Here is a 20769-nt window from a genome sequence, read left to right as displayed (position 1 = left end):
TGTTTTTAATAAAATCTATTCCTCCATTCGCATTGTATTTCAAATGAATTTTCGGGGAGGATAAATATTTCTGTTAAATTCGGGTCGATACTGTAATAGTTACTTCCAAAGTCTTTTAAATGAGTCATAGGCTCTTCATTTATTGAAATGTAATTATTATGATTATCTATCACTATTTCATCACCTTTTTTAATGATGTAAGGTGTGTCATTACTGTTAGCAGGTAGTAACTGCTGAATAGATATACCTAATATCAATTGTCTTTGGAAGTCTTCTCTATTTTTATTTTTCGCTTGATAGATGTGCATCACTCTTACTTTGGACTGATAAGCTTCTTGAGTATCGTTATATGTTTTGGTTACTCTATTTCTGACAACTGTTCTCCTTTTTGTGTTTCGACTATCTAGGTCATCATAATTGTATGTCGTTATTTTGATTCTTTTACCTTTTCGTTCTAGGTGCATAAATACAGCTAATCTGTCTAAACGTTTATCGCTGCCTGCCATATGCCTTGTGAAGATTCGTTTGGAATCACCAAATCGATTATATGCATTTACGACTACAGCACCCATGTTTGATGAAGTCGCTGTATCTGCGTAACCGACACTGAATACTAATCTATTCTGTTCATCATACAAATATGTGAATGTTTTACCTGCACCATGTTGTTTCCCTCTTACCTGAATCTTGAATCGCATACTGAAGTCCTGTAATGACTCTCCGATACCTTTTTGAATACTTGCACCATGCCAATTTGTCTTAGGGGCTTCTCCCCAATTTGAGACATAGATGGAATTCGGATTAAAACTAAATCGTCCCCCTGAAGCATCTCCACCATCTAAAGCTGTTCCATAGTCCCATCCATTTGCTGTATAATTCCAACCTCTGAATGTGCCATTGTTGAACTCGTCATTAAATTTATAAGGTGTTAAATCCTTTGTAGCCTTCTCAGTATCCTCTGATTCGCCAATCATGAAGTAATCTTCATCTGCTTTAGATATCATCAGCATAGTGGCATTCTTCTTTGCGGTTGCAGTGAAGACTGGATAAGTAGGCGCTGTACCTTGATTGTAGATGGTAAGATGGTCAGCTTCTGATATAGTGTTAAATAGTTCGTTGGAATGTTTAAACGGGTCTGTAATCAAGCAGTTAAGTTCAAATTCTACATAACCTTGTGTACGCTGTTTAAATTGAATCGTGCCATGAAATCTGACTAACCAGTACCAGTACTCATTATCAAATCTCAATCTGACTTCTTCACCAATCGTAAAATGTTCAACTAGTTTATTTACAATATCCTGATAGGGTTCGTTCTCATGATTCACATAGACGAAAGGAATACTAAAGTTATATCCATTTACTTTTGATTCCCCGAGTATGAATCCATTTCTACCTTGTATTTCTCTTGTTTCTATCTCTGTATTTAATGATGGAATCTCAAACGAATTCTCAATATATAAATTAGTTAATTTCCTCCATCTTTCAGTGACATTTCTGTCTAGCTCTTTAGCTATTTGAAATTGCATTTTTTCACTTCCTTCTATAATAAAAAGAAACACTAGACATTAAATCTAGCGTTTCTATCACTTGTTATATTCATTCTTTTGCTCATCGCTGGTTGCAAGTCTCTAGCAAGTTGATTCTCATTATACACTGCTACCATATCAGGCTTGTTGACTAACTGAGTCAGTAGTTCAATCATTTTGTTCTGATTCTTATTACTCTCCATTAGCTCTTCAACCATAGATTTCAATTCTTTAACTTCATGCTTAGTTTGATTGTTATTACTTCCACCTGATATATTTGGTAGCTGATTCGGTCTCAAATTGCCATTGTTCTTCTGGATTGTCTTACTAGCTAATGCTAATAGTTTCTCTGAATCTGCTCTTCTTTTAGGGTCTGTAGAAATGATAAACTCTTTATATCCTTCTTCACCGAGATGATAGAATCCGTTTCCTACTAGCCCACCTGTTGCGAACTTTTGAGCTTTTCTAAGCAATGGTAAAGGGTCGATTGCATAAGCATTACCAATTCCGCCTTTCATAGCTTGAGAATGAAGATGGTAACCTGTTGTGCGTAATCCAGTGTTGCCTGTGACACCTAAGTTAGTTTTACCTGCTTTAACAGCATCCCCAACTTTCCTAGCAATTGATTGCATATGCATGAACCACCAGTTCAAGTCTCCAGCTTTAATCTGAATTGCATTACCACCGAATTTATCGTGCCAAACTCTAGTGACTTTGCCTGAGACAGGAGAAGTTAATTTCTCATATTTGTGTGCAGTATCTAAACCATAATGACGGGAAACGCCCAATTGTCTAGCAATTGCAGGAGGGTATGTACCAAATCGGGCTGTAATCGCTCTATTGAGGATACTTCCACCATTTACTTCTCCACCTTCATTGTCTTTGAATATTTTGGTGATGAAATTAAGCGCACTATCTTTAATAGTGTTAAATCCACCTTTAGCCATATTTAGAGCAAAGCCTGACATTTTACCCCAAGATGGAGCTACATTAGCTACAATCGCTTCCAGTGCTTTCTTAGGGTTCTTGATGTAATCCCATGTATTTGAGAGTAAATCTTTGAATGTTCCCCATCCTGATTTCTTAGCACCTCTTGTTTGAGATGGTCTCTTAATATCTGTTCCACTTCCAGCATTGGTACCTGTTGAGAATTGAGGCATACTATTTAAAATTTGCTCAGTCTGTTTGTTGTTGTATATGATAGTTCCCTTAGGAAGGAATAACTCAGTATTATTATCAAATAATCCAGCTTGACCATTCGGGTATTGAACAATTTCTCTTGTTCCAGAGCCGTTACCATCACCCTTATCTCCAACCATACCAAACATATTTTGAGCAATTGCTCCGTTTTTAATAAATTGTTCGTTAGGATTCGTACCTGTCGAGAATCGTGCAGTGGCAGCTCCTGCCGCACCTCTAGCTCTTCCTCCTCCTGAACCAACTGTACTAATTTTGGTTGGATTCCAATGGCTAATGTTGTCTTTAATTCCTAGTTTAGATGTGACTGAATTAATACCATCAATTATTTTATTTACGACATTAGCCACTTTGTCAATCATAGAATTACCCATCGTTATAGCGCCGTTGATTGCTTTGTATGCAAAGTTCTTTATTCCGTCTCCAAGTTTACCAGGTAGCGCCTTTGCGCCTTCGACCATATCATCAAAATATTTAGAAACTTTATCTTTTAGGTCTTTAACCATTTTACTAGCTCTATCTTTCAGACGATTAAAACCTGCGACTGCTCTATCTCGTAAATTTGTGACTCGATTGACTACCGCATCTCTTAGACGGCTAATAGTATCAGCAATTCGCATTCTCATCGCAAGCATGATATCGGAAGCTCTATCCCTTAATCTTGTAAATGTGTCTCTTACTCGATTGAATAAATTCGTGACTATTTCAGTAAATCTAGTTCTTAAATTTGATATTAAATCAGTCACTCTAGTTCTTAAATTTGTTACAATATCGACTACTCTAGCTCTCAAAGTTGAGAATATGTCTCTCACTCTAATGTATAAATATCGAACTAAATCGGTGAATCTATCTCTCATTGAAGTTACTGTTTTAACAACGCTGTCTCTCATGTACATTATTCTGAGAACGACTGTCTCATAAAGACTTCTAATCGTTTTAACTACCCAGTCTCTCATATAATAGACTCTCAATATTGCTGAATCTGACATACTCGTAAAGAATTTAACTACATTCGTCCACAGTGAACGTATTAATCCACTGAAGCTAGTGACAAGTGTACCTACACCTTTTATAATTCTTCCATAAAACATGAGCTGGAATAAGTTCCATACAAATTGGATTCCGCCGAAAAATATGTTTTTAACGCCTTCCCAAAGTTTAGAGAAATCACCTGTAAAAATTCCAGTGAACACTTTAATTAAGCCATCAATGAAAGTTAATCCACCATTTATAACGCCTTTTATGTTTTCCCAAACCATTTTGATAATGAAGGATACAGCAGGCATTACAAAGTTGATAACTGTAAGAATGGCATTAAATACAGTCGATACTATATTTCCAATATTCGTTACTGTCGGAATAATAGATGAAGCATTTTCATTCCACATTTCTTTTAATCGTGTGCCAATATCGCTAATAAAGCTCATTACGCCTTCTAGTGCAGGTTGAACTTGAGCAACTATATTATCTTTTAATTCTATAATTTTGTCTTTTACAGACATTACATTGTCTCTTAATCCGAGTATTCGTTGAATATTATCATCTGTTACTCCCAAAGCGGATAATATTTTCATTCCATTTTCTTCAGAACCTGTGAATAAATCTTTGATACCTGAACCGAATTCTTTTATGTATTCCCAGCCTTCTCTAACTCGTTCGATTACATTGTGAACGCCTTGCCTGAAGGTGTCAGAGTTGTTGTATGCTATAATAAAGCCTGCCGCTAGTCCTGCGATTGCGCCTACTATTAATCCAACTGGTGTAAATAGTAAACCTACTGCTGTACCCAGTATTTTGAATAATCCACCTGCTTTACCGATTAACGCAAACAAAGGAGATAATGTTTTCATCACTTGACCGATAAATATTAATATCGTTCCAAACACTGTGATTAAAGGTCCTGCTGCGACTGCTGCTAATGTAAATATTCCATATAATTTTTGAGTTTCAGTTTCTAGTTTAGTGAACCACTCCACTGCACCTTTAACTTTTTCAACAATTTGAGTGAATGCTGTACCTAATTTTTCACCTGCTTCAGAAGCCCAATTTTTCAAATCATCTGAGCGTAATAATTCGAGGAATTGACCGATTGATTCTTTGGATTGCTCAAATACACCAGATAGTAAGTTTTGTCCAATAATTCCAATGTTAGACTTCGTATTAGCTACCATACCTTCCCAAGTACCGGCATAAGCTTCAGCCATTCCACCTGCGAAGTCGTCCATTACTGTCATAAAGTCTTCAGAGGACACCTTTCCTTCTGATACCATTTTCCTGAATTCTTCGAGTCCAATTCCCAAATGCTTAGCCATCGCTTGAGCAAATCCGGGCATTCCGTCCTCTATCATATTTAGCTCCATAGTCATCATTCTTCCGCCACCTTGAACACGGTTGAATATTTGAGCCATATCTGCAACTGGTCGATTGGCACCAACGGCAGCGTTACCTACTCTTTTTATGTATTCTTCTAACTCTGCACCCTCTTCAACGCCTGCGGCTAGTGCACCTGCTGCGATACTTGTACCCTCAGCCATAGTTGTAATAGTGCCTTGAATCGCATCCGAAACTTGAGATGATATCCTGTCTACGCCTTCGGCATCGTAACCTAATCCTTGTAATTGTGCTCTAGCTGAGTCGATTGCTACTAACCTTTTCCAACCGAATGCCGCTGTAATACCACCGATTGCGGTAACTGCACCAATTGCTGGAAGTGTAATTGACTTAGTTAACAGTCCACCAAAGTCTTTCATACCTGTGCCGACACTAACTAATTTATTACCGTATGTTTCCATTCCTTGAGACAATTTAGTCCATGGTGAATCGGCTATTTTTCGTTGTCTTTCTAATTCTTCATTTAATTGTCTTTGTTGCTCTTCTGCTTCTGCTGTCTTTTTGGTGTAATCGTCAAGTTCACCTTTAGTATTTTCGATTGCATTTTTAACATCGTTTAATTTTGCTTTCTCTTCGTTAAGTCGAGTCGCATATGTTCGTGCTTCGTCTGATGCTTCACCATGTTTTTCAACCATTTTTTCGTAAGCGTCTGCCGCTGAATCAACTAGAGCTTCTTGTACTTTTTGCTTCTTCTCCAGTCCTTTTAACGTTGAACCGAGTTTATCAGCTTCGCTACTTGAGTTTTTCAATGCTGAAGCATTAACTTTCATCTCACTGTTCACTTGTCTCATCTGTTGTTTTAAAACTTTAGATGAACTACCTAAGTCGCTGAGATTAAGCCCAACTGCAATTGACATCTTTCCCAAACTTTGTGTCACATTATTCACTTCTTTCTATCTTTACTTATTTATCGAATGTTTAAAATTAGGCATAAAAAAAAGCCCAACAAACTGGGATAAGTTTGTAAGGCATTAAAAACTGTTAAATAAAATCAATCGCTGAATCTATATCAACCTGATTTTTCTTTTTATCTTTTTCTTTATTTTTGTAATATATCCGCATCTCTGTCTCCAGTAATCCGAATATATCGCATTCCATGAGTTCGTTATAGCTCATGTGTCTTCCGTCTTCACGACTCATCTGCATCTCAATGAAGTCCTGAAGATATTCTCTTTGTTTTTCTATTGTGAAGTCTTCTTCATTTATTTCTTCTTCGCTTGCTGCTGAATCAAAAAATCTTTAGTTTCCTTTACATCTTTTGTCATTACAGCAATTAACTGGTCTTGCACCATAGTCATGAACTCTGCTGAGTCAGTGCCGTCTAGTACATCATCCGCTGTAAATTCATCATGGTAGATGTCTTTAGCTAAGAAGTTTAATACTTCCATAATCGCTTCTTGCTCATCTTCATTAGTTTCCATTTTTTTGAATAAATCTTGTGCTTTGAATACATTTCGTGCTGATGCGAATTTAGAGTAAAATGTTTTCTCTTCTCCATCAATTAGTAATGTAATTTTTCTATGTGTAGTTTTTGCCATTATATATATTTCTCCTTTAAGTTTCGTTTAATTGTGTTGCTCAATGTGTTGCTTAAAATAGTTTAATAGTTAGTTTAAATAGTTACTGAATCATTCGATATAATAAATAAAAATAGTAAGCACATCATTCGACATGCTTACTTGAAGTGTTTATCCTTGTGCTTTAGTGTCGTTCAGGAATACTAAGTTACTTAATACAGAGAAGTCAAAATCTTCATCCTTAGAGTTCTTAGTTAATTTACGCTCTCCGTCAAATAGGCGGTCAGATGCTTCACCTTCGAGTGCGATTTCACCAAATTCAACTGAATCTTCTTTAGTCTGAGCTTCTTCAGATGCAGGTGTTAGGATTGCTTTAGTTAATCCTACGAAACGGCTTGAACCGTCTTCTTTAGTAAATTCTGCAATGATTCCTAAATAAGGTGATACACTTTCAGAGTTGGAACGGGTAATCCCATCCTCTCCTCTAGTTTCTCCTTGAATCGCTTCTCTAATTGCATCAGGAAGTGAATGGAATGTCATGTTAAATGTAGCACCTGAATTTGATTGAGCGACTTGAACTTGTCTGTTACCTGCATATGCTTTGTTTAAGCTGGATTCGGGTGATACACCGAAAGTTTTTACACTGTCAATTTCGTGAACTGTATCATAAGATACTGCTTCTTGAGTATCCTCTTTCATTACCGCTATGTACGCTCTGCGTAAGCCTGTGATAGCTTGATAATCATTTTTTGTTTGTGCCATTATTGTATTTCTCCTTTAAATTTAAAATTATTTAGTTTGTTTATTTGATTAATATATTTCCTTCATACATCCTTGAATCCCTGTACATTTTTGTATCTTCATCCTCATCAAAAGTAGGACTACTCTGTCTGAAGCTCATTTCTCTCAATATCTGTTGAACATGTTGACCGATTATAAATACTTTAGTGTGATTCTCATGCCAAATATCTATGAGAAATTCCACATGATAACCAATTACTTCATTACCCGCCCAATTATTTGGACTGAAATCAGCTAAGTTAATACGAATACAAGGAGATAATTGCTCATCTGAAAGCTCATCTGGAACGCTGAATTTATATATTCTGTTTTCATCAACTAGTTCTGTTAAATTTTCAACTAGATTAGTTCTTAATATTTCTAACCAATCCTCTGTGTATACTTCTACAGTCATAATTTCAACGCCTTTCTGAGATGAGTTAATATTGCTCTGTTTACTCCGTTTTTCGTATCGTTAGTTGTCCGAGTGATGAAGAGTTGTGGTCGCTGTCGAAGTGTCCCCATCTCGACAAAATGAACACGGTGTTTAACTGGTTTTTTATATGCAACCACGATATACTTTTCAAATGTTTCTTTATTCGTTCGTATATTAGAGACTGATATATTATCTTGCATGTGATGCTTCTTCATGTAAGGCAACTTTGGAGTATTCTTCTTCAGTTCAGGTGCTACTACCTCTTTTGCTGCATGTCTGATAGCTGCATTAGACTGCTTTTCAATCGCATCACCCAACTTCTCAATATTTTTCATTACATCTTCAAAGCCTGTTACTTCATTCTTAGCCATTCATATCCCAACCTTTTCAGCCATAATTTGAATGACTTGATGATTAGTATAGTCAGGATAAACCTCTTTAATATTGTATGTTTCACCCTTGAAAAGGATATGCATCTTATTAGTAATTTCTAAAGGTACAAATCGAATAGTAAACTTAATTCTATTCTGTGTACCAGAGGAGAGTGCTGTTTGATAATCTTTAGCCCACACAGTATCCAAATGAGCATATGCTTTCAGAATAGTTGTGTATTCAGTCTTAGAGATACCTTTATCATTAATTGTTTTCTTTTCTTGAACCTCAATAACTTGATTCATCTTATTAATCAAATTCATCTTCATCAATCTCTTCAATTTCATCTGATTCATTTAATTCTTTTTGATACATAAGAAAGTTAGCATTCAGATGAGATAAAGCATCTCTTAATCCAAATGACAAATTATATTGAGGTTTGTCTGAGAGTGGTAATCTATTATTGAAATAGTGTGCCGTGAGTAGTATTACTGCTCTTTTATAATGTGAGTTAGATTCAAAAAATGTGATGTATAAATGAGGTGTAGATGTAACTGAGGATTCAACTTTAGTTTTCGACCATTCTAAATATTCAGTGAGAATATCGTCTTCAAAATCGTCCAAAACTCTAATATGTTTCTTTACTGTTTCTAAGTCCATGTCATGCACCTTCTTCTTCAGATGCTACTTCTTTCTTCTTTCGTGCTTTACGTTGCTTGATTTCTTTTAAAAATTCACCATCATACTTTGCTAAATTCTGTTTCATTTCATCATATCTTTCTTTAGATACTTCAATCGTTGAATCTGCTTTGTATAATTGTTGAGAGTGAATATCTTTGAAATCATTTAATACTTTAATTTTCAAATTTGATTCATCTCCTTTAATTTATATATTAAGAGAGTCAGGAATTCCTAACCCTCTTAGATTTATTTATCCTTCAGGTGTTTCTTCAACTGGTACTGTGAAGTTGATTTTGCGGACTGCATCTTTGTTAAGCTCTTTAACATCGTGTCGGATAGCCACCATGAGACACTCAGCATGGTGCATGTAGCTAGTCCATTGTGCTGAATATTGTGAACGGTCAAAGATTACAACTGCTTCCGCAAGATTACCAACATATGCAGTATTTTGACCAATTAGTGCATCTTCAAATACAACTACTTCAAGTCCAAAAACTTGTTTGCCTGATGCAGCAGAAATAGAATTTTGCAGTAAATATTGACCATTGTTATCTTTCATTTTGTCGATTGCGTTGTAAACTGTCTGGGACATTACAAAGTGTTTCTGGTGTCGAGTTTTTAAATCAACATTGATGATGTCTTTCAAACCGTCTAAAGTGGTTACTTCTTTAGTGTCAAATGTGTTTAATACAGCTAAAATATGTGCATTACGAGTAGCTACTACTGATTCAGCTAAAATCTTTTTAACAAGTGTTTCAGCACCAATTCCATCTTCAATAGCCTCTCTCGAGATGGGAAGATATGCTCTAAAAGTCTCAATGTCGAATTTAACATCTGTCAAAGGTTGAACAGCTAATTTTGGATTCTCTTCCAGTTCAGCAACGCTTACTAACGGACTAGCAGCATCCCCATTGTAAACTGGTTTAGAGCCTGATTTAGTTGTTACTGATTCAACTGTTACATGTTTATCAAGTGCTTGAAGTTCATCTGTAAAATCTTGTACTTCTTTCGCTAAATATTCAGGAACGATTACGGCACCTGATTCAGTTGTTAAATCTCTTAATTCATTATTTTTAATATAATTCTGGAAGTCGCTGCGAACCTCTTCTTTATTATCTAATACTGTTACTCTTTCAACTACTTCTGTCATGTTTCTTTCTCCTTTTTCTTCTTCAATATTTTTATTTTCTTCTGCTGATTCTTCAGCTTTCTTTTTTTCTAATTCTGCTTCTAATTCTTTAATTTTTGCTTCAAGCTCTGCAATCGTATCATCTTCATCTCTTGTTTCAGATTCAACTTCTTCAGATTTTTCTTCTGCTTGTACCTCTGTTTCAGAGTCCTCTTCTTTGTCTTCCACTTCAGCTAATTCTGCTTCGAGTTGTTTAATCATTTCTTTGTATTCAGCAATCTCAGCTTTGATAGCTTCGGCTTTTGATAAATCATCTGAATCAAGAGCTTCTTGCATTTCATTCATTTTGTTTCTAATTTCTACTTTTACTTCATCAATAGTCATTATGTATTTGTGTCTCCTTCCTCAAATTTGAGTAAATCTAATTCAAGTTGTAATTTACGTTTCTGTTTATCTTTTAATTCTTGTGCTTCTTTTTCTGCTTGTTCGATGCTTCTTACTGAAACTGAAGTGTCTGAGTATGCTGGAAATGTGACAGCAGATATTTCACCAATCTTTTTAAATCGCTTAATTGTGCGTTCATATATGCCTTCATCCTTGTTGTATCTCACACTGTCCCCACCTGTTTCAGGAAGCTCAAAAGAAAAGCTACATTGATTGATTAAACCACTTTTGATATTTTCATAAAGGTCTCTAGCATAAGTAGTGTTATTAAGCTCTGCTCTAAATTTAACTCCGATTTCATCAACTTCAATTTTCAAAGTGTCTGCTACTGTTCTAGCAATTATCTTTTGAGAGTCATGGTCAATCAGGAATCTAATATCATCTTCAAAATTGATATCTTTCACAGCTTCAGGAGATATAGTTTCAACAAATCGAACTCCATTCGAGCTAAGAGGTTCACTTTTAGAATTGAATTTTAATCCATAGCCTTCTAAAATTTTCTTCTCAGACTCATTTTGAATTGTTCTTAGTTCAGTTTTTACTGTTCTTTGTTCTACAGTCATTCTTCTTCTTCACCTACTCTCTAAGCAATATATCTTTTTAAAATATTCGCTATTGTATGTTCTGAGTATCCATGTTTTGTTCCTATTTGCTTGTAAGTCATACCATTTCTTCTATCATCGACCATTGTTAAAATATTTTTATGATTACTCTTTTTTTGAATTAAAATACTTAGTTCTTCTAAATCCTGATTCTTAAATAAATCTCTTAAATATGTATTCTTATTAATGTTGTCTAAAATAAATTTCATTTCAGATTTCCTACAGTCAATTTCAATATAAGATAACTTTTTACTTTCACAAAATTCTTTTTTTAAAAGGTCGTTCTCTTGAATTTCAGTAAGACTATCTTTAAAATAACCAGTGGATTCTTCGTAATGTTGGATTCCGTGAGTTTCTATAATAAAGTTGTATTCAGGAAGGTAAAAATCATATTTAAATCTGTTTTCTTTGAAAGATTTTTGAGGGATGTAATTGATTTTGTTGATGTCTAAAAGAGAGGATAGAAGTTTTTCAGAGTATGAGGTATTTGTAGAGCAATAGTTACAAGAAAAACCTCTATTGACAATTTCGCAAACAATAGATTGTTTTGGTTTTTTACAGTTGGGGCATATGCAATTAATTTTTTCCCCACTTTTTCTTGTATACAATTTAGCTTCTTCTGGATTTTCAAAATATTTATGTAAGTGAGTTTCTGAATATAGCCAATTGCCTTCATAGACTTTTTGACCGCTGACAAAGGGAGATTTTCTTCCTTGTTTAATGTGAGTTTGTCTCATTTCATAGTACTGACCTGTCTCTAAGCATTTTAATAAATAACCATTTTCAAATGAATTTTTGTTATGTCTCATTTTAATTTTCTCTAAAATTTTAGAATTATTAACAATATCTCCACAACTATAGTGATAACTATCGACAACAAAACTTATTTTCGCTTGTCTAATACTATTTAAATATTTTGTAAATTCTCTATCTTTGTATTTAATTTTTAAAACAATATGTTTATTTTTTTTAAAGTGATGTATAATTGTAAATTTACCTTTTATTTCACCATATAAAAAAGGAACTTCGTGATTTTTCACAAGCTCCCAATTTATTACTGTTCTACCTTTGTATATTTTTGTAGGAAGACTACTCAAATCAACCCATTTTTTTATAGGCTTACTCATCAGTATCACCTTTTTCTTCAAGTGGTTCATCTACTACATTTTTCTGAACATCTTTTACTTTTTGAACTTGGTAATTGTCAATAAGTTCACTGTTCATATAGTTCAATGATTGAATGAATCTATCTCCATTCTCTAGAGCAGGTTTACCTATTTCTTCCCTTGCTTCATTTTGTGAGATTAGACCTAGTTCGTAATCATTTTTAATTATTTCTCTCTTAGTCTTTGCATCTACATATTTATATTTGTCAGCAGAGAAAGTAATTTTATTATTCATTCTTAGAGTCTTATCATTGAATAACTTGCGATTGAATTCACTCTCTAAAACTGAAATATAGTTGCTCAAAGTATTAATTAAATAATCATTAGATGCCTGCTCAAGTGATTGCGAATGAGTTTCAATCCCCATCTTATGTAAAGGCAATCCCAATACTTTAGCTACTTGCTGAGTACTGTATTTACTCTCATTAATTAGCTTGAGTATTTCAGTATCTACTTTGATTGGTTCATATGACATAGCTTCATCAAGAACTAGCACCTTATGGCTATTTTCAGTTCCCGCATTAATACGCTGAAATTCTTGTCTGATTAACTCTTTCGCTTCACTGTCCAAATCACTAGCAACCTTTATTGTTCCGCCTGATTGAGTACCATTTTTGAAGAATGAGTTGAAGAATTTCTTTGAATTTTGCTGAGCTTCTATGTCACTCCTCAAGCTAACTAAAGGACTAACTCCCTTAATTCCATCTGTTGAGAAAGGCATGATATGAATAATATTTTGAGCTTTAATCTCTTTTGTTTTTGAATCCTTACCATTTTGTCTCACTTCGTAAATAAGCTCAGTTGTGTAATCTGTACTGTTATTCTTTTGAATCGTCACTCTGTCATTCGATAGATGATGAATATTAATTGGAATACCATTCTTATCTCTTTCAATCTGTGCAAAACTATTTCCATTCAGAATTGCGTTAACGATTAATACATAGATTAAATTTTTACCGCTCATTACAGCATTTGGTTCAGTGTTTAGCAGATACTCTAACTCTTCATTATTGTTGAATGAAGTATCTGTTACTTTAATTGGAAGTGAGCTTACATCATTCGCTATAGTTGAAATTGCTGTATAAATGTCTGCATTTTCAATAGCTCTTGAAGATGAATACTCTACTCTCTCAATTGCCTGTGTGATGTGATTGAAAGTTGCTTCTATGTTTCTTGTGTTTCTTTGTTCTTTTAGTCCGCTAAATATATTAAATTTTACTATTTTAGTTCACCTCTCTTTGAGGATAATTTTTCTTATTCTTTGCCGTCCGTTTAATATACTTGATTTCTTAATTTACTTGCATTTGCAACAATAAAAATGACAATAAAATAAGCACACCGCCTAATGTGAATCCAAAAGCGATAATGCTTATTGAGTATACTGTGATTAAAATAACTGTGATTCCAGATAAAAATACTATTGGTACTAATACACCTAAACTAAAAATTAGTGTTATTGCTTTATTGAAAAATAAAAAAGTGTTTTCATATATTGCTAATATTGTTTTATCTATTTTCTTCAAATTGTTTTCTCCTTCTATAAACTAAACTTTCCTGATTTTATTTTTTCGTTAATCGACATTGGTTTGAATGCTAAATGTTGTGCTTCACCGTAAGCATTAAATAACGCTGCTAAAGGGTCAATTTTTGTATATCTCGATTTCTTTTGAACTCTGATATTACTATTTAATTCTTCTTTTGCTACTGCATTATTCAAAGCATAGTTGAGAAGTGGATTGTTTGAATGTATAATCTCTTTATTCCATACTCCTATTCTAAAATTCTTAATGACAGGAGATAGTTTATACATCTGTTGAGATTGCTCAATAAACTCCCATTTAATTTTAATCTTATGTTTCTCTTCATATGTTTTCATTGCCTGTTCAAATGTGCCTATATTATAGGGGTCAAACATCACAGCTTTAATGTTTAAGTTACGTTTCTTCTCATAGTCTAATATATATTCAATCACTTCTGTGTAGTCTATTACACCTGATTCAGATTTAGTTATTGTGGCATATCCTTCTTGTTCCATTTTTAAGTAGTCTACTTTATCTCTTTTCATTTTTACTTCTAAAGGTGTTCGAGTGGAAATAAATGAATGAGAGTCTACATATATTTTCTTTTTATCTATTAGGTGGCAGAATGAAACTGAAGTTAAATCATCTACCTTAGATAAATCTAATCCTACTACGGTATCTGTGCCTGTAATGTCTATTACTTCATCTGTGCTACATGCTTGCCATGACTTATCTGAGATGTAGGTTGAGCTTGATTCAGATTGCCACATATTAAAGTTTTTAATTAATACGCCTTGTTCTTCTCCCAGTTCTCTCTGCTCATCAATATCTTGTTTAATATTTTTCAAAATAGTGTTATGGTGCGTTTTGTTTGATAACAAAGGATTGGATTTCACCCAAAGTTCAGTATCCTCAATTTCATCTTCTGAATCTTGTTCAGCACAGTAGACAAAATAATTATTGTTTGTTATCTTCTCATTTAATAGATTTGTTATGTATTTGTACTCTGAGTACATTAAACTGTTTAGTTTATTACTTGCTGTTGAAATCAAAACCATCAAACCATTCTTCTGAAGGGACATACCACTTTTTAAACGATTATACATTTCAGTGTCTTCAAGTCCTGCTGCTTCATCAATAATACTTACACAAGGATTTAGGGAGTCCACTGCATCAGGATTGTTTGCGACACTTCTCATACTTGAATCTGAGGGTATATGTACAATATCTGTTTTTCTCATCTCAAGTTGTTTTCTCAAAGTTTGTGAGTTTGCTTTAAGTAAATTGAGTTGTCGATAAGCCATTTTATATAACGTTTGTGCCTGTCTTAAAGTTTTAGCAGCAATTAGTATTTCTCTTTGGTCAGTCGGGTACTTGCCTAGCATTAGTTCATATACCGCTAATCCATTTATTATAAGTGTTTTCCCATTTTTACGGCTCATTGAAATATAAGCTTTTTTGAATCGTCTGTACCCTTCTTCATCTTGCCAGCCAATTAATGAAGAGAGTATGAATTTTTGAAATAACTCCAGTTTTAAAGGTATTCCTGTTTTGGGGTCTGGTAACATTTCAATAAATTTGATTACTTTATTAGCTTCTTCAGGTTTCCATTGATAATTAAGTACATTCTGAACTTTAATATCATTCAAATGTCTTTTCGCTACTTGTATATTCTTTTTGCTTGCGGTTATCTCACCGCTTACAACTTTCTCTGCGTATTCAGTAGCATAGTCATGATTAAGTTTCTTTCTCCCTGCTCCTTTTGGATTCTTTGTTGATTTATTCTTAACTGTCATCTTTAATCACCATCAAACATATCCTTGAAGGGGTCATCTTCCTGAATTGAAGGCTCTACTAATTTCATTCTGCTTGATACTGATAATCCTAATTCTGAACCAATTGCTCTCAATTCTTTGGACACCTTAATAATTTCATTTTGAGCGACATTAATTTTTCTTTCTTTTAGTTCTCCTGTTGCAAAGTAAGATTCAATAATTAATCCTTCTTTGTTCATTTCATCTTGAAGCTGTCGATATGTAGCGTATAGTTCGCAATATACAACTATTAAATTTAAGTCCAGTGAAGATATCGGAAGCTCATCTAAGAGTGGCTTTAATCGTCTGAACTCAGCCTTGCCTAGCTTTGATAAATAAGCTGGAGGTGTACTCTGTATTGAACTGAAATCTTCTAATTTATTATTGATAGCATTTCGCTGTGCTTGCTCTTCTTTTGTTTCATTTCTTGTTGTGTAAAATTTTCGTTTTCTACCCAAATTTTTATCATCCTTTCTGTAAAATGTTGAGTTGATAGTGAATTGCTTTAAATAGTGGATATAAGGGAATTTATTGATGCTGAGAGAGCGATTTTAAGAGGCGTTAGGCATGGATGATGGATAGTTATGTATTAAGTGAGCTTAAAAGTGGAATCTGAGGGAAAATCATATGTTTCGTAAATCGAAAGACTTTAGAAAAGAGAATTCCTTGAAGAAAAAGATATGCGGCGTTTTGAATCCCTTGGGGCACAAGGGGTTTGAGCGTTCGGGGGGATTAAATTTTTCCCTTTTATTTTTTATTACCGGTGTTTTTTGTTTAATTTTGTTTTCTTTATTTTCATTTTTGTGTAATTTTACTTTCGTTCAATTTTCCTTCCTTTTTGAGAAGAATCATTTCCTCTCATTTTCACCTAATATTTATTTCGAATTCCGTGATACTTTTTGCCATAAATAAAAAAACAACTACTAATTAAAGTAGCTGCTTTGATATCAATTTATAATACTATTACCTGTATTTCCATCTTAATACATATTTAGTTATCAATCAACGTTAATTATTACTCACATACATTTGTGCAGCCTTCTCTACTACATACTGTCTTACTTCATCTACTTTATAATAAGAAGCATCTTTAACAAACTCAATCTCTTTACCTGCATCATACTGAGCTAAGAACTCTTCTGTCATCTTCTGCATTGATAACTCATCTTCTTCATAGTCTGCCACAATAGTTTGATGCTCTACTACCAGCTTAACTTCATTATCTGTATCAACTGTAATCACAATAGCTTCACTACAGCAATCAAATCTCAGCTCAGTCTCATCTATACTAACAGTAGTATCCTCAAAGCTCCCTGCTTCCACGACATCATTTAATATCTTTCCAATTTCAATTACTTCTGCTTTAACTTTGTCTGCTAACTCAATATGTCTGTCTCTTCTTTGTTGCTCTGCACTTACTACATTATTAAACACTTCATTATAATTTACTTCAGTCATTTTATTTATCTACCTTTCCTTTTAAGTCCATTTAACTTCTCTCTAATCTCATCCGCATCTATATCATCAATACTTTTTCCAGTAGTGATTACAACTACTACTATTGCTATTCCGATTACTAGCATTAATAAAAATAGTATTCCAAAATAAATAATGCTCGGAAGAAATACTAACCACCAGCTTATGCTGATTGTATTAAACAATTGTAGTATTAATAGTAATGCAGTAATCCAATTCAACGCTTTAAATAATCTCATCTATCCATTCTCCAATTCATCTTTAATATTATTTTCAGCTTCAAAATAAGCTATCTGATATTCATCTTCGTCTAATTCTTCATATGTATACACACATTCAATATATTCAATTATTAATTCATGCATTTCTGATTCATTTTCAATTTCATAATGTTTCATTCATTCTTTAGCTGCTCCTTTTCATTTTCACATTCTTCATCTTTAATTATTTCTACAATTTCATTTTTAATTATTCCAGCTATTTGTTTAGCTGTATCGAATATAGTATTTCCATTATTTCCAGTTTTGCTTAATTTAAATTCATACTCTACTCTATCTGTTCCATTGAAATGATAATCAACATCTATATCAAAAATGTCGGTATCTACAGATTTATTAGTTAAGAAGTATAACTTTTGTAATTTTTTATCACATTCAATTTTGATTACCATGTTGTTAATTTCATTTAATCTTAGCGTTCTTGTTATTTTAATTTCTTCTTCTTCATAATTGTTTATTTTTTCTACTACTTTGAATACCCCTTCAACAATTTCGTGAGCCCTCAAATCAACAATATAATTTAATCTCTCTTCTCTCGTTCTTTCAATCATTTTTCATCCTCCAAATTTAAAAAGTGAACAGACAACTTACATCTGCTCACTCAGTACATATACTTGTATTCTTTTGTTTACCTTTCATGTCGCTTGTTGTGACAGGCTTTACACAAGCTGATTAGATTATCTAATTCTAATCGCTTAGACCAGTCATCTTTAGTCTCAATAATATGATGCACCTCTTCAGCTACTGTGTATACATCATCTTTTAAGCAATCTTTACAAAGGTATTCATCTCTTCTCAACGCTTGAAGCCTTTTATCTCTCCATTTTTTACTTGAATAAAAGCTCACATACTCCTTATCATATTTATTTCTGAACTCGTTATACTGTCTATCAACTTCTCCAATATGTTCCTTGCAATACGCTTCATGCAACTCTTCAACGAACTCACGACACCCATTTTTATTACAACGTTTCTTCCTAATCATCCAACTTCCCCTTCTATTTCAATCGGTCTCAGTACACCTGAAGCATCCATTTTAAAATTAGTATACTTACTATCTTCAGCACTGATTAAATAGCCTTCATGATATGTACTCTTCACTTGACTAGCTTCAACTTCAACCACTTCATTATTGCTTATGTATGTTTCAACGTTTCCATAAATTTTATATAAAATTCGATTGCTTACCATCTTATCAGACTTAACAGCTCTCACTATTTCAATCTTTTCATCTGTACTCAACCCATCTAGTATTACTATTTCAAACTGTTCTGTTTCATAATTATCTTTAATGATTCGATTCAGATTTACTCTAATATTATTCAGATTATCGTCACTGTCAGCTACATCAATGAACTGTGTAAACACTTTATGTAATTGCTCTCTACTACCAGCACTCAAAGCCTTATGCTTACCATATACCGCAAAGTCTTCTTCTGCTCTCTCTTTAATCCTCTTACAGTATCCACTGAAATTCTTTAAGCTCAATCCAACACTTTCAAATGCTTCACTTTTAGACATATGTGTGTCATGCTGTGCAACATATACATTTTTGAGTTTGTTGTACCAGTCTAGCTGACGATTCGTAAGCACTCTCTCTTTCGATTTTAAGAAGTTTTCAACTAAGCTGTTGAATTGGTACATCTCATCTTCACGAACATTAGGCTCAATTCTATTGTCATCTGACAGCTCAAAACTGCTATCATTCCTTCTATAGTAATCTTCAATCGCTTCAATACTTTGAGCATCAATGCTTATATACTTAGTCTTATCTTTGTTCAAAGTCACTTTTTTAACAGAATGATTAACTTCCAAATACATTCCATTTTCAACCATTGATTTAATGTATCGACTTGTTTCATTCTGCAATTTCTTTTTAGTTTTAAACTCTTCAATATCTGGAAACCTTTCTCCCAGCAATCCTACGGCTTCAGTTAAACAAGCTGCATATACTTGTAACGCTTCTTCTCTGTTCAAAACAAAAGCATATTTGTTTGCTAATCCTTTAAAATGTGTGTAAAAATATACTCTGTAATCTTTCTTGTATTCCTTTTTATTTTTTAAATCCATTCCCGTCATTACCACTTTACTTGTAGTAATCTTGCTCTGCTTAATCACTCGATATTCAAACAAACTTTCAATAAACTGTCTTCCATCATTTGTAATAACTCTTTCCAGTTTCTTCACTATTAATTTCACCCGTCATTTTTATATTTCTCCCTCTTTCTCATCATTTCTCACTCATAAAAATATAAAGAATTTCCCCAAACCCTTTTAAACACTCTCTACGCTTCCATATAGACGATTTAACACTTTTAGGATAAATACCCTTACCAACTATCAAACGGACTTTCTACGATTATCCTAAGAGGTCGCTTTCTCTAAATTTTCACTATTTGGCACTATATTTCTTTTTAAATTGAATTGTATTGTAATTTTATTTCGTCAAAGTATAAAAAAATAATACTTACTCATACCAACTTTTTTTATTCACTGTTCCATTTTTACTTATGTAATTTCGTTCCTGATAGCTGCTGATTTCTAAGTATTCCAACTCTTCATATTGTCTTTTGTCACACTTTACTTTCTTACCTTCTATTAGCTTTCTAACGTATGTTTCAGTGAATAAGTAAACGTTATTCACAACTTCACTACTATCCTCTAAATTGTAAAAAGCTTCTGTGTGATTATTAAATTGCTTTATGTACTGTCTTCTTTTTTCAGAATTAAAAATATCGGTTTTAATTCTGCTATCAATAACAGTCATTTCTTTTCCGTTCTTTTTCTTTAATTTTTCAAGTGAAAATTTCGTATATTTCGTATTATGCACATAGTGAGCCACATCCTCATATTTATGTAAAAGTACGATATCGACACCTAATATCCTATCTGCTTTGTTGTCATTCGCAATCACATCATACTCATCTTTATATATCTTTTTACATAATAGGCTGAAGCTCAGTTCAGCTAAATTTGATACATACGCACTATATGCTCTGAGCTTCATTATTGTTCTGTATACTTCTATTTCCTCATCTTCAAGCGACTGTATGTAATAACTATCTTCAATTGCATCTTCAACCAGTAGCATATACTGGCTTATATATGTATGTATATCAATTATTTCTTTATGTATTGCACATAGCTCATTAAACAGGCTGAACACTGTTACAACGTTAAATTTATCTGCCTTACTTTTAATATTTGAATAATCTCGCTTTGCTCGTCTCATTTCACTTAATATTTCATCATAATCCACTTCATCAACTTTAAATTTGTTATGCTTAACTTGCTCAATAAACTCATCGTAATCTATCTTCTTTACCTTTGTTTCTGTTTTCATTTCTAATACTGTCATATATTATTAATCTCATTTCCATTTTGATACTCCCCAGTACAATTTTTATTTTTTTAGTTTTGTTTCTTCCGTTTATTTGTTT

At 33.3% G+C, this 20769-nt stretch carries 24 protein-coding genes; all 24 read right to left on the bottom strand.

The window, feature by feature from the left end; all coding sequences use genetic code 11:
• Window positions 1-5 precede the first annotated feature (5 nt).
• Complete coding sequence (locus tag ACFSX4_RS02090) at window positions 6-1526, bottom strand: distal tail protein Dit (protein WP_377771066.1); 1521 nt, start codon at window positions 1524-1526, stop codon at window positions 6-8.
• A 32-nt stretch (window positions 1527-1558) separates the two neighbouring features.
• Complete coding sequence (locus tag ACFSX4_RS02085; RefSeq protein ID WP_377771064.1) at window positions 1559-5992, bottom strand: tape measure protein; 4434 nt, start codon at window positions 5990-5992, stop codon at window positions 1559-1561.
• Between the two features lie 103 nt (window positions 5993-6095).
• Entirely contained in the window at window positions 6096-6254 is a 159-nt protein-coding gene (locus ACFSX4_RS02080; protein WP_377771062.1) for a hypothetical protein, read from the bottom strand.
• 62 nt (window positions 6255-6316) lie between these two features.
• Entirely contained in the window at window positions 6317-6652 is a 336-nt protein-coding gene (gpG, locus tag ACFSX4_RS02075; protein WP_377771060.1) for a phage tail assembly chaperone G, read from the bottom strand.
• A gap of 150 nt (window positions 6653-6802) precedes the next feature.
• Window positions 6803-7393 (bottom strand): major tail protein, encoded by a 591-nt coding sequence (locus ACFSX4_RS02070; protein ID WP_377771058.1) that lies wholly within the window; start codon window positions 7391-7393, stop codon window positions 6803-6805.
• Between the two features lie 40 nt (window positions 7394-7433).
• Window positions 7434-7826 (bottom strand): hypothetical protein, encoded by a 393-nt coding sequence (locus tag ACFSX4_RS02065; protein WP_377771056.1) that lies wholly within the window; start codon window positions 7824-7826, stop codon window positions 7434-7436.
• Window positions 7823-8218: an HK97-gp10 family putative phage morphogenesis protein gene (locus ACFSX4_RS02060; protein ID WP_377771054.1), complete on the bottom strand. Its 396-nt coding sequence runs from the start codon at window positions 8216-8218 to the stop codon at window positions 7823-7825. The genes ACFSX4_RS02065 and ACFSX4_RS02060 overlap by 4 nt, the downstream gene beginning before the upstream one ends.
• On the bottom strand, window positions 8219-8542 hold the full coding sequence (locus ACFSX4_RS02055; protein WP_377771052.1) for a phage head closure protein: 324 nt from the start codon (window positions 8540-8542) through the stop codon (window positions 8219-8221). It abuts the gene before it with no gap.
• Window positions 8529-8879 (bottom strand): head-tail connector protein, encoded by a 351-nt coding sequence (locus tag ACFSX4_RS02050; RefSeq protein ID WP_377771050.1) that lies wholly within the window; start codon window positions 8877-8879, stop codon window positions 8529-8531. Before ACFSX4_RS02050 ends, ACFSX4_RS02055 begins: the two co-directional genes overlap by 14 nt.
• Before the next feature lies 1 nt (window position 8880).
• Entirely contained in the window at window positions 8881-9084 is a 204-nt protein-coding gene (locus ACFSX4_RS02045; protein ID WP_377771048.1) for a hypothetical protein, read from the bottom strand.
• A 66-nt stretch (window positions 9085-9150) separates the two neighbouring features.
• Window positions 9151-10413: a phage major capsid protein gene (locus ACFSX4_RS02040; RefSeq protein ID WP_377771046.1), complete on the bottom strand. Its 1263-nt coding sequence runs from the start codon at window positions 10411-10413 to the stop codon at window positions 9151-9153.
• A complete protein-coding gene (locus ACFSX4_RS02035; protein WP_377771044.1) occupies window positions 10413-11036 on the bottom strand; it encodes an HK97 family phage prohead protease in 624 nt (207 codons plus the stop codon). Before ACFSX4_RS02035 ends, ACFSX4_RS02040 begins: the two co-directional genes overlap by 1 nt.
• A gap of 20 nt (window positions 11037-11056) precedes the next feature.
• Window positions 11057-12202 carry a helix-turn-helix domain-containing protein gene (locus ACFSX4_RS02030; RefSeq protein WP_377771042.1) on the bottom strand — a complete coding sequence of 382 codons (1146 nt, stop codon included), beginning with the start codon at window positions 12200-12202 and terminating at the stop codon, window positions 11057-11059.
• Window positions 12195-13343 (bottom strand): phage portal protein, encoded by a 1149-nt coding sequence (locus ACFSX4_RS02025; protein WP_377773417.1) that lies wholly within the window; start codon window positions 13341-13343, stop codon window positions 12195-12197. The genes ACFSX4_RS02030 and ACFSX4_RS02025 overlap by 8 nt, the downstream gene beginning before the upstream one ends.
• A gap of 187 nt (window positions 13344-13530) precedes the next feature.
• Window positions 13531-13764 carry a hypothetical protein gene (locus ACFSX4_RS02020; protein ID WP_377771040.1) on the bottom strand — a complete coding sequence of 78 codons (234 nt, stop codon included), beginning with the start codon at window positions 13762-13764 and terminating at the stop codon, window positions 13531-13533.
• Window positions 13765-13778: 14 nt separating this feature from the next.
• The gene (locus tag ACFSX4_RS02015; protein ID WP_377771038.1) at window positions 13779-15557 is read right to left on the bottom strand and encodes a terminase large subunit; all 1779 of its coding nucleotides are present in this window, start codon (window positions 15555-15557) and stop codon (window positions 13779-13781) included.
• 2 nt (window positions 15558-15559) lie between these two features.
• Complete coding sequence (locus ACFSX4_RS02010) at window positions 15560-16033, bottom strand: phage terminase small subunit P27 family (protein WP_377771036.1); 474 nt, start codon at window positions 16031-16033, stop codon at window positions 15560-15562.
• Window positions 16034-16583: 550 nt separating this feature from the next.
• Window positions 16584-17033, bottom strand: coding sequence for a hypothetical protein (locus ACFSX4_RS02005; RefSeq protein ID WP_377771034.1), 450 nt, complete (start codon window positions 17031-17033; stop codon window positions 16584-16586).
• A 5-nt stretch (window positions 17034-17038) separates the two neighbouring features.
• Window positions 17039-17290 (bottom strand): hypothetical protein, encoded by a 252-nt coding sequence (locus ACFSX4_RS02000; protein ID WP_377771032.1) that lies wholly within the window; start codon window positions 17288-17290, stop codon window positions 17039-17041.
• Window positions 17291-17449 carry a hypothetical protein gene (locus tag ACFSX4_RS01995; RefSeq protein ID WP_377771030.1) on the bottom strand — a complete coding sequence of 53 codons (159 nt, stop codon included), beginning with the start codon at window positions 17447-17449 and terminating at the stop codon, window positions 17291-17293.
• Window positions 17446-17880 carry a hypothetical protein gene (locus ACFSX4_RS01990; RefSeq protein WP_377771028.1) on the bottom strand — a complete coding sequence of 145 codons (435 nt, stop codon included), beginning with the start codon at window positions 17878-17880 and terminating at the stop codon, window positions 17446-17448. The genes ACFSX4_RS01995 and ACFSX4_RS01990 overlap by 4 nt, the downstream gene beginning before the upstream one ends.
• Window positions 17881-17957: 77 nt before the next feature.
• On the bottom strand, window positions 17958-18314 hold the full coding sequence (locus ACFSX4_RS01985; RefSeq protein ID WP_377771026.1) for an HNH endonuclease: 357 nt from the start codon (window positions 18312-18314) through the stop codon (window positions 17958-17960).
• Window positions 18311-19516 (bottom strand): hypothetical protein, encoded by a 1206-nt coding sequence (locus ACFSX4_RS01980; RefSeq protein WP_377771024.1) that lies wholly within the window; start codon window positions 19514-19516, stop codon window positions 18311-18313. The genes ACFSX4_RS01985 and ACFSX4_RS01980 overlap by 4 nt, the downstream gene beginning before the upstream one ends.
• Before the next feature lie 280 nt (window positions 19517-19796).
• Window positions 19797-20687: a hypothetical protein gene (locus ACFSX4_RS01975; RefSeq protein ID WP_377771022.1), complete on the bottom strand. Its 891-nt coding sequence runs from the start codon at window positions 20685-20687 to the stop codon at window positions 19797-19799.
• Window positions 20688-20769: the final 82 nt, after the last annotated feature.

The organism is Corticicoccus populi, assembly GCF_042686195.1.
Lineage (GTDB): Bacteria > Bacillota > Bacilli > Staphylococcales > Salinicoccaceae > Corticicoccus > Corticicoccus populi.
This window is presented reverse-complemented; position numbering and strand designations above follow the sequence as displayed.